This is a genomic window from Pseudomonas aylmerensis (genome assembly GCF_001702265.1).
In the GTDB taxonomy this organism is placed as follows: Bacteria; Pseudomonadota; Gammaproteobacteria; order Pseudomonadales; family Pseudomonadaceae; genus Aquipseudomonas; species Aquipseudomonas aylmerensis.
This window is the reverse complement of record NZ_MAUE01000012.1, coordinates 465,360-477,450: the sequence shown is the minus strand read 5'-3', so window position 1 is coordinate 477,450 and position 12,091 is coordinate 465,360. Positions and strand designations below refer to the sequence as shown.

The 12,091-nt window shown below is 60.2% G+C and carries 14 protein-coding genes; 5 read left to right on the top strand and 9 right to left on the bottom strand.

Going from position 1 to position 12,091, the window contains the following annotated elements; translation table 11 throughout:
- Window positions 1–7: 7 nt before the first annotated feature.
- Together BBG20_RS10415 and BBG20_RS10410 are read right to left on the bottom strand one after the other, a co-directional pair.
- A complete protein-coding gene (locus tag BBG20_RS10415) occupies window positions 8–1,792 on the bottom strand; it encodes a GMC family oxidoreductase (RefSeq protein ID WP_065902767.1) in 1,785 nt (594 codons plus the stop codon).
- Between the two features lie 2 nt (window positions 1,793–1,794).
- Complete coding sequence (locus tag BBG20_RS10410) at window positions 1,795–2,547, bottom strand: gluconate 2-dehydrogenase subunit 3 family protein (RefSeq protein WP_065902763.1); 753 nt, start codon at window positions 2,545–2,547, stop codon at window positions 1,795–1,797.
- A 273-nt stretch (window positions 2,548–2,820) separates the two neighbouring features.
- Here BBG20_RS10410 and BBG20_RS10405 point away from each other — a divergent pair, with 273 nt between their 5' ends.
- Window positions 2,821–3,477: a dual specificity protein phosphatase family protein gene (locus BBG20_RS10405; RefSeq protein WP_065902762.1), complete on the top strand. Its 657-nt coding sequence runs from the start codon at window positions 2,821–2,823 to the stop codon at window positions 3,475–3,477.
- Between the two features lie 88 nt (window positions 3,478–3,565).
- Here the strand turns inward: BBG20_RS10405 and BBG20_RS10400 are convergent, their stop codons facing one another.
- Together BBG20_RS10400 and prlC are read right to left on the bottom strand one after the other, a co-directional pair.
- Complete coding sequence (locus tag BBG20_RS10400) at window positions 3,566–3,838, bottom strand: YheV family putative zinc ribbon protein (protein WP_065902760.1); 273 nt, start codon at window positions 3,836–3,838, stop codon at window positions 3,566–3,568.
- Window positions 3,835–5,934, bottom strand: coding sequence for an oligopeptidase A (prlC, locus tag BBG20_RS10395; RefSeq protein WP_177343929.1), 2,100 nt, complete (start codon window positions 5,932–5,934; stop codon window positions 3,835–3,837). The genes BBG20_RS10400 and prlC overlap by 4 nt, the downstream gene beginning before the upstream one ends.
- 54 nt (window positions 5,935–5,988) lie before the next feature.
- Between prlC and BBG20_RS10390 the strand changes: the two genes are divergently transcribed.
- Together BBG20_RS10390 and BBG20_RS10385 are read left to right on the top strand one after the other, a co-directional pair.
- Complete coding sequence (locus tag BBG20_RS10390) at window positions 5,989–6,531, top strand: gamma carbonic anhydrase family protein (RefSeq protein ID WP_065902756.1); 543 nt, start codon at window positions 5,989–5,991, stop codon at window positions 6,529–6,531.
- The gene (locus tag BBG20_RS10385) at window positions 6,528–7,187 is read left to right on the top strand and encodes an HAD family hydrolase (protein ID WP_065902754.1); all 660 of its coding nucleotides are present in this window, start codon (window positions 6,528–6,530) and stop codon (window positions 7,185–7,187) included. The genes BBG20_RS10390 and BBG20_RS10385 overlap by 4 nt, the downstream gene beginning before the upstream one ends.
- Before the next feature lie 444 nt (window positions 7,188–7,631).
- Here the strand turns inward: BBG20_RS10385 and BBG20_RS10380 are convergent, their stop codons facing one another.
- Complete coding sequence (locus BBG20_RS10380; RefSeq protein ID WP_065902752.1) at window positions 7,632–8,741, bottom strand: aminopeptidase; 1,110 nt, start codon at window positions 8,739–8,741, stop codon at window positions 7,632–7,634.
- A gap of 142 nt (window positions 8,742–8,883) precedes the next feature.
- Here BBG20_RS10380 and BBG20_RS10375 point away from each other — a divergent pair, with 142 nt between their 5' ends.
- Entirely contained in the window at window positions 8,884–9,306 is a 423-nt protein-coding gene (locus BBG20_RS10375; protein WP_065902750.1) for a PA0061/PA0062 family lipoprotein, read from the top strand.
- On the opposite strand, the gene BBG20_RS10370 is transcribed toward BBG20_RS10375, so the two are convergent.
- Window positions 9,307–9,546, bottom strand: coding sequence for a DUF1161 domain-containing protein (locus BBG20_RS10370; protein ID WP_010207769.1), 240 nt, complete (start codon window positions 9,544–9,546; stop codon window positions 9,307–9,309).
- A gap of 163 nt (window positions 9,547–9,709) precedes the next feature.
- Complete coding sequence (locus BBG20_RS10365; protein ID WP_010207768.1) at window positions 9,710–10,141, bottom strand: OsmC family protein; 432 nt, start codon at window positions 10,139–10,141, stop codon at window positions 9,710–9,712.
- Window positions 10,142–10,356: 215 nt separating this feature from the next.
- On the opposite strand from BBG20_RS10365, the gene BBG20_RS10360 reads away from it, so the two are divergent.
- On the top strand, window positions 10,357–11,358 hold the full coding sequence (locus tag BBG20_RS10360) for an LLM class flavin-dependent oxidoreductase (protein ID WP_065902748.1): 1,002 nt from the start codon (window positions 10,357–10,359) through the stop codon (window positions 11,356–11,358).
- Window positions 11,359–11,509: 151 nt separating this feature from the next.
- Here BBG20_RS10360 and BBG20_RS10355 read toward each other — a convergent pair whose 3' ends face one another.
- The gene (locus BBG20_RS10355; protein ID WP_065902747.1) at window positions 11,510–11,737 is read right to left on the bottom strand and encodes a DUF1161 domain-containing protein; all 228 of its coding nucleotides are present in this window, start codon (window positions 11,735–11,737) and stop codon (window positions 11,510–11,512) included.
- Window positions 11,738–11,851: 114 nt separating this feature from the next.
- On the bottom strand, window positions 11,852–12,067 hold the full coding sequence (locus BBG20_RS10350) for a dodecin (protein WP_003187305.1): 216 nt from the start codon (window positions 12,065–12,067) through the stop codon (window positions 11,852–11,854).
- Window positions 12,068–12,091: the final 24 nt, after the last annotated feature.

Genomic DNA, 12,091 nt, shown 5'->3' with positions numbered 1-12,091 from the left:
TCGCTCCTTATGCCTGAACCAGTGGGCCGGGGTTTTTCAGGTACTGCTCGCGGATCGCCCGCGCCGACCAATAGGTCAGGGCAGCGACCAGGCCGGTAGGGTTGTAGCCCAACCCTTGTGGGAAGGCGGACGCGCCTGGGACAAACACGTTGTGTACATCCCAGGATTGCAGGTAGCGGTTCAACGCACTGGTCTTCGGATCGGTGCCCATGATCGCGCCACCATTGAGGTGGGTGGTCTGGTAAGAGGCAGTGTTGAAGTGCTCACCGACCTTTTTGCCGAGCACGGCAATTGCCTTGGGGTTCATTGCCTGAGCGACCTTGCCCATCTTTTCCATCATGAAGCGGTTCATCTTGATGTCGTTTTCCTGCCAATCGAACGTCATCCGTAGCAATGGCAAGCCGTAGGCATCGCGATACACCGGGTCCAGATCCAGGTAGTTGCCCCGGTAGGATTGATGCGCGCCGTGGGAGTCCATCGACACCTGGTGGGTGTAGTAATCGGCGGTAGCGCGTTTCCAGGCACTGCCCCAGGCCGGGGTGCCCGGCGGGTTGGACGTACCGGCAATCGGCCGGCTGCCAGCCTGGTTGACCCACATCGGCGAGCCGCCCACAAAGCCGTGGGGCCCGTGGTCGAAGTTATCGGCGTTGAAGTCATCGATGGCCACGCCATTGCCGCCCGCGCCGATGAAGTTGTTGGTGTGGGTGTCCTTGTCGAAGAACGCCTTGATCGTGCCCATGTTCTGGTAGGCAAAGTTCCTGCCCACCACGCCCTCGTTGGTAATCGGGTCGTAAGGCTTGCCGATACCCGAAAGCAACATCAGGCGCACATTGTTGAACTGGAAGGAGCCGATGATCACCAGGTCTGCCGGTTGCTCGCATTCGCGACCCTGGCCGTCGATGTAGGTCACGCCCGTGGCCTTGCTCTTGGTGCTGTCGAGATTGACCTTGAGCACGTGGGAATTGGGCCGCAGCTCAAAGTTCGGCACCTGGCGCAGCGCCGGCAGGATGTTCACGTTCGGCGAGGCCTTGGAATACATGTAGCAGACATAGCCGCTGCAGAAACCGCAGAAGTTGCACGGGCCCATCTGCGCGCCGTAGGGGTTGGTGTACGGCCCCGAGGTATTGGCCGACGGCAGGTTGTAGGGTTTGTAGCCGCCTTCAGCCGCCGCTTTCTGAAACAGCTGTGCGGAGACGGTGTTTTTCTGCGCTTCCAACGGGAACGGGTTGGAGCGATCCGGCGCATACGGGTTGCCGCCACGGCCTTCGCCTACGAGCTGACCTTTCACGGTCCAGGCCTGGCCTGAGGTGCCGAAGACTTTCTCCGCATAGTCGAAAAACGGCTCCAGCTCTTCGTAACTGACGCCGAAGTCCTGGATGGTCATGTCCTTGGGAATGAAGTTCTTGCCGTAGCGCTCTTCATAGTGACTGCGCATGCGCAACTCGATCGGGTCGACGCGAAAGTGCACCCCCGACCAGTGCAGGCCCGCGCCGCCCACGCCGTTGCCGGGCAAGAACGCGCCCAATTGGCGGTTGGGCAGGGCGACATCATTCACGCTATGGCGAATGGTCACGGTCTCCTTGGATATGTCCTGGAAGAGTTTTTTACGCACGCTGTAGGTCAGTTCGTCGATGACCTGCGGATAGTTGCCGTCCGGGTAAGTGTCCTGCATCGGGCCGCGCTCCAGCGCTACCACGTTGAGGCCGGCTTCCGTCAGCTCCTTGGCCATGATCGCGCCGGTCCAGCCGAAACCCACGATCACTGCATCCACTTTCTTCATGATGGTCGCCACGTTTATGCCCTCTCGCCGCGGATGGAAACAGCCGGGAAGGGGTATTGCTCGTTGCGTTCCACCCAATCCATGAAATCGGCGCGGGCGCCGGGGAAGCCGATCATGGTCCAGCCGACCATGCCTTTGTTGCCGCCGTGAATCGGGTCGCAGAAGAACCCTTCCTTGGTGTTTTGCAGCAGCAAATTGAAAAACATCTTCGCCGGCACTGTGTCGAAATGTGCGCTGACTTCACTGCCACCGGCTTCCAGGCGCCGCAACATATCGTCCTGGGTAGCGCTGTCTTGCGCAGCAAAAGCCTTACCGTTGAACGCCTTCGACCAGGCATCCGTGGCAGCAATGCCCAGGCGATAAATCTCCTTGGGCACCAACTTGCTCTGCCAGCCCATCTCGGGCGTGGCATCGGCATTGAATGGACCTTGCATGAACCACAGTGCGCCGCTGGCGTAGGGCGTGTTCATCTGGCGGTCGATGTACTCCGGCGCGCCGGCTTCCAGCGCACCGGGCCCTTGGGCGTCGGCAGGGATCAGGCGGGCGACGGCGGCGTTGAGAAACGCCCACTCTTCGGCGCTGAAATAGCTCGGTTCATAGGCCTTGTCGCTGGCCGCAGGCTTTGCCGGCGCAGCTTGGGCAGGCTCGGGCGTGGCCATCAGCATCGAACCGCCAAGGCCGGTACTGGCAACCGTGACCACCGGGATCAAGGTCAAGGATTTGCGCAGAAAGTCACGCCGGGGGTTGTCTTGATCTTGATCAGACATGGGTGCACCTCATCATGTGGTCACGGGTTTTATCAGCCGCTTCTGAGAGCAGCGTGAAGGCTTGCCAGGAAATGGGATCCAAAGGGATAGAACATATTGGCAATCAATAGTTACAAATGATAGCAGGCTAAGGATTTGAAGAATCGATTCAGCGAGAAAAACAGCCGATCCGGCGCTTCAATCACGATTCTTTGACGAGCCCCTCACGCGCCGTTGACCGCCGACAAACGACGCTAGGGCTCATCAATCAACGCCCTGCTCGGTCACTCACCCATGTTCAAGATTCGATTGCTGCCAGCGCTCGGCCTGGCCTGTATGGCGCTGCTCGCCATCGCCCAAGCCCGAGCGGACGAGACTACATCGCTGCGCTCCCCGGAGTGGGCCCAACCCGTGGGCAATCAATTCAACCTGCACCAGATGACGCCCACGCTCTATCGCAGCGCGCTGCCGGACAGCAATGCGCTGCCGGTCTTGAAAAACCTGAAGATCGGTACGGTGATCAACTTTCTGCCGGAATCCGATTCGGCCTGGCTGAAGAACGCTGATATCAAGCAGGTGCAACTGACCTACCGCACCAACCATGTCGATGACGCCGACGTTCTCACTGCACTGAGGGCCATTCAGGCTGCCGAGGCCAACGGCCCGGTGCTCATGCATTGCAAGCATGGCTCAGACCGCACCGGCCTGATGGCGGCGATGTATCGCGTGGTGATCCAGGGATGGAGCAAGGAAGACGCGCTGAACGAGATGACCTTGGGTGGTTTCGGCGGCAGCAGTGGCTTCAAGGACGGTGTTCGCTACATGATCCAGGCGGATGTCGACAAGTTGCGCACTGCCTTGGCGAAGGGTGATTGCAGCACCAGTGCATTTGCACTGTGCTCGATGAAGGATTGGATTTCGACAACGAACAAGACTGAAGAGCAACTATAGGAGCCTGCCTGCGAAGCAATTACGCGGTGTTTCAGTCACACCGCGTTGGGGCTATCGCAGGCTAGCCAGCGCCGCCAGGAAGCAGGCTTCAGTCTTTTTTCAGCTTGGGATTGGGAAAGAACTGCACCGCCTGCACTTTTGGGTCCGGCGCTTTCAACGCCGAGGTGTTGACCCGCGTACCCAACTCCTTGGGCACCGACAACCCCTGGTCATTCAGCGTATCGGTATACCCGCAGGCCACACACTCGCGGTGCGGCACGTTGTCTTCAGTCCACATCTTGAGCTTGTCCGGCTCGCTGCACGCCGGGCAGACCGCCCCGGCGATAAATTGCTTTTTGGTAATCACAGGCCCTTCACTCATGCTGCCGCGTCCTCACTCAGGCCGCTGTGGCGCAAGAGTGCGTCAATCGACGGCGCCCGTCCGCGGAAGTCGACGAACAGCACCATCGGTGCCTGCGAGCCACCACGGGCGAGGATCGCCTCGCGGAATGCGCGGCCGGTCTCGGCATTGAGCACGCCGTCTTCCTCGAACTTGGAGAAGGCATCCGCCGACAGCACTTCGGCCCATTTATAGCTGTAGTAACCCGCCGCATAACCGCCGGCGAAAATGTGCGCAAAGCTGTTCGGGAAGCGGTTGTAGGCGGGCGGACGCATCACCGACACCTCGTCACGCACGCCTTCGAGCACTTGCGCCACGCTGCGGCCATCGCCGTGAGTGGCATGCAGTTCGAAGTCGAACAGCGAGAACTCCAGCTGGCGCACCATCATCAGGCCCGACTGGAAGTTTTTTGCCGCGAGCATTTTTTCCAGCAGGTCCTGGGGCAGCGGCTCGCCGGTTTCATAGTGGCCGGAGATCAGTGCGAGGCCTTCCGGCTCCCAGCACCAGTTCTCCATGAATTGGCTCGGCAATTCCACCGCATCCCAAGCCACGCCGTTGATACCGGACACGCCGGCATGTTCGACGCGGGTCAGCAGGTGGTGCAGGCCGTGGCCGAATTCGTGGAACAGGGTGGTCACTTCATCGTGGGTCAACAGGGCAGGCTTGCCGCTGTCGGCCGGGGTGAAATTGCACACCAGGTTGGCGACCGGGCTTTGCAGCACGCCGTCGAGGGTGCGACGACGATCGCGCGCGCCGTCCATCCAGGCACCGCCACGCTTGTTGGCGCGGGCGTACAGGTCGAAGAAGAAGCGGCCGACATGCTGGCCGTTTTCCTTGATTTCAAACAGGCGGACATCCGGGTGCCAGGTGTCGAAGCCTTTTTGCTCGGCAATCTCTATGCCGTACAGGCGCTGAACGATGGCAAACAGGCCGCCGAGCACTTTGTCGATCGGGAAATAGGCGCGCAGGGCTTCTTGCGACACGCTGTAGCGCTGCTCGCGAAGTTTTTCGCCGTAGAAACCGCTGTCCCAGCTTTGCAGGTCGGCGCAGCCTTGTTCGGCGGCGTAGGCCCGCAGTTGCTGCAGATCCTGGGCGGCAAACGGCTTGCTGCGCTTGGCCAGGTCACGCAGGAAGGTCAACACCTGGTCGCTGGACTCAGCCATTTTGGTCGCCAGGCTCAGCTCGGAGAACGAGGCGTAGCCGAGCAGCTTGGCCAGTTCCTGACGCAGGTCGAGGATCTGTTCCATCACCGGGCCGTTATCATTCTGACCAGCGTTCGGGCCTTGGTCCGACGCACGAGTGCAGTACGCCGCGTAGACTTCTTCACGCAGGGCGCGCTCCTGGGCGTAGGTCATCACCGCGTAGTAGCTCGGGAACTCCAGGGTGATCAGCCAGCCATCCAGGCCTTTGGCCTGGGCGGCGGCAGCCATCTGCGCCTTGGCCGAATCGGTCAGGCCGGCGAGGGTGGCTTCATCGGTAACGTGCTTGGTCCAGGCCTGGGTGGCGTCCAGCAGCTGGTTGGAAAACTTACTGCCCAACTCGGACAGCTTGCTCTGCACTTCGGCGTAGCGCTTTTGCTGCTCAGGCGGCAGATCGATACCCGACAGGCGGAAGTCGCGCAGGGAATGTTCCAGGATGGTTTTTTGCGCCACGTCGAAACCGGCAGCCTCCGGGCTGTTGGCCAGGGCTTCGAAGGCCTGGAACAGTTCGCGGTTCTGGCCCATCTCGGTGGAATAGGCGCTCAACGCCGGCAGGCAAGCCTCGTAGGCTTCGCGCAGTTCGGCGCTGTTGCACACGGCGTTGAGGTGGCTGACCGGGCTCCAGGCGGCGCCCAGGCGGTCGTTCAGTTCGTCCATGGCCAGCACCAGGCCTGCCCATGTCGGATTTTTACCCTGGCTTTGCAGGATGCCTTCGATGGCGACACGGTTGTCGGCGAGGATCTGTTCGATGGCCGGCTGCACGTGCTCGGCACGGATCGCCGAGAACGGCGGCAGGTCGTAGGACTGCAGAAGAGGGTTGTTCGCGCTCACGGTTGGCACCTTGGCTGAAGAAACATGTAAGAACAAAGATGGGGCCATCTTAATTACAATCAACGCCCACCGCAGCTATCAGCACATAAGAGAGAGGCTATCGTGACCCTTCGCACCTATCAGAACCACACGCCAACCCTGGGCGCCGGGGCTTTTGTCGATATTTCGGCGGTGGTGATCGGCGATGTCGAAATCGGCACCGACAGCTCGGTCTGGCCGCTGACCGTGATTCGCGGCGACATGCACCGCATCCGTATCGGCGCGCGCACCAGCGTGCAGGATGGCTGCGTGCTGCACATTACCCACGCCGGGCCCTTCAATCCTGACGGCTTCCCGCTGCTGATCGGCGATGACGTGACCGTCGCCCACAAAGTCATGCTGCATGGTTGCAGCGTCGGCAACCGGGTGTTGATCGGCATGGGCAGCATCGTGATGGACGGCGCCGTGGTGGAGGACGACGTGATCATCGGCGCCGGCAGCCTGGTGCCGCCTGGCAAGAAACTCGACAGCGGCTTTTTGTACGTGGGTAGCCCGGTTAAACAAATCCGCGCGCTGACTGACAAGGAGCGTGCCTTTTTCACCTACAGCGCCGCGAACTACGTGAAGCTCAAAGACCTGCACCTGGCGGAAGGATTCGATCAATGACCCTCAACTACTCAACCGTCCTGTTCGACCTGGATGGCACCCTCACCGATCCGCGCGAGGGCATCACCCGTTCGATCCAGTACGCCCTCGGCAAGCTGGGGATCGATGAGCCGGACCTGACCAAGCTCGAACACTTCATCGGCCCGCCGCTGTTGCAGGCGTTCATGCAGTTTTATGGCTTCGACGAGGCCAAGGCGTGGGAGGCGGTGAATTTCTACCGTGAGCGCTTCAAGGTCACCGGCCTGTATGAAAACCGCGTGTTCGACGGCGTAATGCCACTGCTGGAAGACTTGGGCAACCAGGGTCGCCAGCTCTATGTAGCAACGTCCAAGCCTTGGGTGTTTGCCCGCGAGATCGCTCGGCATTTAGACTTCGCCAAGCACTTCAAGGTGATCTACGGCAGCGAGCTGGATGGGACGCGGACCAACAAGGTTGAGCTGATTGCGCACTTGATCAGCGAGGAAGGCCTTGATCCTTCGACCACCCTGATGATTGGCGACCGCAAGCATGACCTGATCGGCGCCCGCAGCAATGGCCTGGATTCGGCGGCGGTCGGCTATGGATTTGGCAGTTTTGCAGAGTTGAATGCCGAGGCGCCGACCTGGCATTTCGAAACGCTGGCCGAGATGCACCAGGCATTTTTGCCGCGCGCTTGAGACCGCCTTCGCAGGCAAGCCAGCTCCCACATTTGATCTTCATACACCCGAGGCCCCGAGTCATACCCGGCTCCCCCTGTGGGAGCGGGCTTGCTCGCGAAGGCGGTGTGTCAGTTGATGCATTCGGCAACTGACCCACCGCTTTCGCAGGCAAGCCAGCTCCCACATTTGATCTCCATACACCCGCATACCCGAGCCATACCAGAACCCCCTGTGGGAGCGGGCTTGCTCGCGAAGGCGGTGTGTCAGTTGATGCATTCGGTGCTGACCCACCGCCTTCGCAGGCAAGCCAGCTCCCACATTGGATCTCCATACACCCGAGGCCCCGAATCATACCCGGAGCCCCCTGTGGGAGCGGGCTTGCTCGCGAAGGCGGGCTGGCAGTTGATGCCGTGCATGCCTGACCCACCGCCTTCACAGGCAAGCCACACACATTTGATCTTCTTACACCCGAGGCCCCGAGTCATACCCGGATCCCTCTGTGGGAGCCGGCTTGCCTGCGAGAGGCCCTGATGGCCCCGTACCCTCCAACTGCCTCAACGCCGCCTTGCGCTGCGCCTGCGGCAACCGCCCTAGTTGCTCGACCGCCGCATAAAACTTCAGCCAATCCCCGCCCTGCTGCGCAAACAACGCCGCAAACGCCGGCACCCATTGGTCATACAGCCCAAACGGCAGCAACCGCGCATTGTTCATCGGCTGGTTGATCCACACGTCATAACGCTTATCGCCGCCCCACTGGCTGTCACGCAGTTGCCGATAATCACTGCGCAAACGCTCGAATTCCGCCGCCTTGGCCTGACGCATCACCTCGCCAGACAGTGGCTGCGCATAGAGTTTTTCCAGGCGTTGACGGGTTTCGAGGATCAGCCGGGTGAATTGGTCACGCTGCGCCACCGCCGAGTCGCTGAGGGGCGCCAGGCCCCGTGCCGCGCGCCATTGGCGGGTGCCTTCCTGTTCGACGAAATTGGCGAATGACTCGTTGAACTCGGTGTCATCCTTCACATAGAAACGCTGGTGCGCCAACTCGTGGAAGATCAGCGTGGCCAGGCGCTCGTCACCCCAGTTCATCATCGAATTCATGATCGGGTCGTTGAACCAGCCCAGGGTGGAATAGGCCTCGACACCACCGATCGAGACATCCATGCCCTGTTGCTTCAACAGCGCCGCCTCACCGCGCGCCGCACCTTGGTTGTAGTAGCCGCGATAGGCCACGCAACCGGCAATGGGGAAACAGTGGGTTTCAGGCGACAGGGAAAATTCCTGCGTGGCAAAGACATTCCAGACCACGTAAGGCCGGCCAATATCGGCGTACAGACGGTAACTCTGGTTGTCAGGAAGGTGCAGGTGCTCGCTGGCGAATGTCCGCGCTTTTTGCGATTGCACCAGGTGCTCACGCAGCGACTTCGGGCGGGACGGGTCGGCGATGACCTCGGCCACCGGCTCGCGGGCACGCAACAATTGCCATTGTCCGCTGGCCAACTGGCTGTAATAACTGAGGCTGGAACAGCCGCTGAGCAACACAACCACTGCCCCTGCAAGAAAACGCCTGACCATGCCCCGACCACTCCTGGCTGATTTGCTCGCCAGACTATCCTGCCTATACGGAATTTTTCCATGGCGTGACGTGTTTATACTCATAGCGAGTCTGTTGCCGTGCGCGCCAGGCTCAATTCTTTCCCTGCGATGAGTGCCTGCCATGCGTCAGCTCTTGCTCCCCGTCACCGCGCTGTTCCTGAGTGCGTGTGCTTACACCCCGATCCCGCCGGTTGACCCGCACCAGGCCTGGATCGATTTCGCCACCCCGACACCGGGTGCCAAACTGGTGATGGCCCAGCGCCTGGACGGCAAGAACCTCCCCGACGGGCGCTACTTCCAGGTCCCGCCCGGCAGTCATGAGTTGATGGTGCGCTTTGATTTCGAGGTGCCGACCGGCGGCAGTTTCAGCGGGTTTGGACAAACGACGGATCGGACCTGCTTCATTACCTTGCAGTACGACCATTTCGAAGCCGGCCAACGTTATAGCCTGGAAGGGCGCTCATTGGCCTACACGCCGAATATCCGCCTGTACAACGCCGCCCGCCAATTGCTGGCCGAAGAGCGCAGCGTCAACTGCCTCTGATCAGTCGTTGTTCTTCTGGTAGACGATGGCTTTGGTGCCGTTCTCACAGCTGCCGACGACCATGGCGGAATCGTGCTTGTCAGCTTCTTCCTTGCTGACAATTTCCAGGGTGTAGGACGGAACGGCGTTCGCCTGGATCTTGACCTCAATCTCTTTCCTGAGCTCTTCGCAGTCTTTTGGCGCGGCCACGGCCGAAGTGGCCAAAACACCGCAGATGATCGCCAAGGCAAAACGTTTCATGTGTGAAGCTCCCTGAATGCATTGCGCACGGGTGTGCGTCTAAGGCTGCATAGGCTATAGGACCACATCGGTGAAACACGAGTTCTGATTTAACGCAGATGTTTTGGCGCCACCCAAAAACAACTGCAGGCGCCGGCTTGCCGGCGACCTACAGGTAGCGGTGTCAGTTTACGAGGGTGGCATCCAGGCTGATTTTCGCATTCAGCACTTTCGATACCGGGCACCCTTCCTTGGCTTTCTTGCTCAGTTCATCGAACTGCGCCTGGCTCGCGCCTGGAATCTTGGCCTTGAGGATCAAATGCACAGCAGTGATCGCGAAGCCGCCATCGACCTGGTCCAGGGTCACTTCAGCCTGGGTGTCGATGCTGTCAGCCTTGAGGCCGGCATCACCGAGAATCATCGAAAACGCCATCGAGAAACAGCCGGCGTGCGCCGCACCGATCAGTTCTTCAGGGTTGGTGCCCTTACCGCCTTCGAAACGCGCCTTGAAGCCGTAGGGAGCTTCGCGCAGCACGCCGGTCTCGGTGGAAATGGAACCCAGGCCAGTCTTCAGATCACCTTCCCAATGCGCGGATGCCTTTTTAACAATACTCATAGCTTTCTCCTCGAACGGTGGTTTTGCGTCAGTAAGGTTCTGAGGATAGAAGCTTTGGCAAAGTTCACTTGTAAGAGAAACCTAGCGATTAAGTAGGAAATTTCGGGCTAGCTATTGAATCTCGGGTATATGCCCTCATTGCATAGGACATGCACATGAAGCGGCAGGTTTTGGTTCGTCTATGAAGCCTGCGCCCCCATTGGAGAAGCAGGCTTATGAAATCGCTGTCCGACGTAAAGTTCTCGACCCTCGACCTCGTGCCCGTGCGGGCCAACGGCAGTCCGGCGCAGTCGTTACGCAATTCCCTGGACCTGGCCCAGCACGTGGAAAAGTTCGGCTACAACCGTTTCTGGGTGGCGGAACACCACAATATGGACGGAATCGCCAGCTCGGCCACTTCGGTCTTGCTGGGCTATCTGGCTGGCGGCACCTCGACAATTCGCGTCGGCTCGGGCGGCGTCATGCTGCCCAACCATGCACCGCTGGTGATCGCCGAGCAGTTCGGCACCCTGGAAAGTCTCTATCCGGGCCGTATTGACCTGGGCCTGGGCCGCGCGCCCGGGTCCGACCAAATGACTGCGCGCGCCCTGCGCCGTGAGCGCTCGGGCAGCGCGGATGACTTCCCCGAAGATGTTGCCGAGCTGATGGCCTACCTTGGCCCGCGCACGCCCGACCAACGGGTGATCGCCGTACCGGGCACCGGCACCAATGTGCCGGTGTGGCTGTTGGGTTCCAGTCTGTTCAGCGCCCAGCTGGCGGGCGAGCGCGGTTTGCCCTACGCCTTCGCCTCCCATTTCGCACCGCGTCTGATGCATGAAGCGATTCGTGTGTACCGCAATCACTTCAAGCCATCGGCCGTGCTCGACAAACCTTACGTGATGCTCGGCATTCCACTGGTCGCGGCGGACACCGATGAGCAGGCGGACTACCTGGCCACCTCCGTATACCAGCGCATCCTTGCGCTGATGCGCGGGCAAAGCCTGGTGCAGCGCCCGCCGGTGAAAACCATGGACGGTCTGTGGCTACCGCATGAAAAAGATGCGGTAGGCAGCTTCCTGGGCCTGGCCATGGTCGGCAGCCCGGCGAAGATCCGCGCCAAACTGGAGGTGCTGGTCGAACAGACCGGCGCTGACGAGCTGATCTTTACTTGCGACCTGTACGAGCATGCCGATCGGATTCATTCCTACGAGCTGCTGGCACAGTTGATGAAGGGCTAAAACTTCAGGCGAAAAAAAACGACGCACCTGTGGCCAGGGAGCTTGCTCCCGCTGGGCTGCGTAGCGCCGCCGAAAAAGGCAGTGCTGCGCCCTCCAGCGGGAGCAAGCTCCCTCGCCACAAGTGCGTCGATTTTATATTTGAAGCACGGGATCACCCGCGCTTGTAGGCGATTTCCTTGGTACCGGCTTCGCAGCTGCCGACCACTGTGTGATCGCTCGGCGCTGCGCCCTTGTCCACGACTTCCAGCGAATAACCCGAAGCGCCCTTGGCGTCGATTTTCGCTGCAATTTCGCTTTTCAGCTCTTCACAAGGCTTGCCCGCCGCCAGGGCAGTGCCCGCAATGCTCAACAAACCTACCGCAAACAGGAACTTCTTCATCCGTTACTTTCCTTGCGCTGATCGAAAAGAGCGTGCCGACGCTTTCGCCTCGGCACCCATTGGTTGTAGCGCAGGTTATGGCAATCGGCCAGTCGGCAAGTTCAACCGACGTGATCAACTACTGGCAATTCGGAACCCGACTTTGAGGGTGACCTGAAAGTGCGCGGCCTTGCCGTCCTTGATGTGGCCACGGGTTTCGGTCACCTCGAACCATTCCAAGTGCTTGATGCTCTTGTTGGCTTCAGCCAGGGCGTTGTTGATCGCATCTTCAATGCTGGTCGCCGACGAGCCAACCAGTTCGACTTTCTTGTACGTGTGATGATCAGACATAGCGTTTCTCCTGAGGTCTCTAGT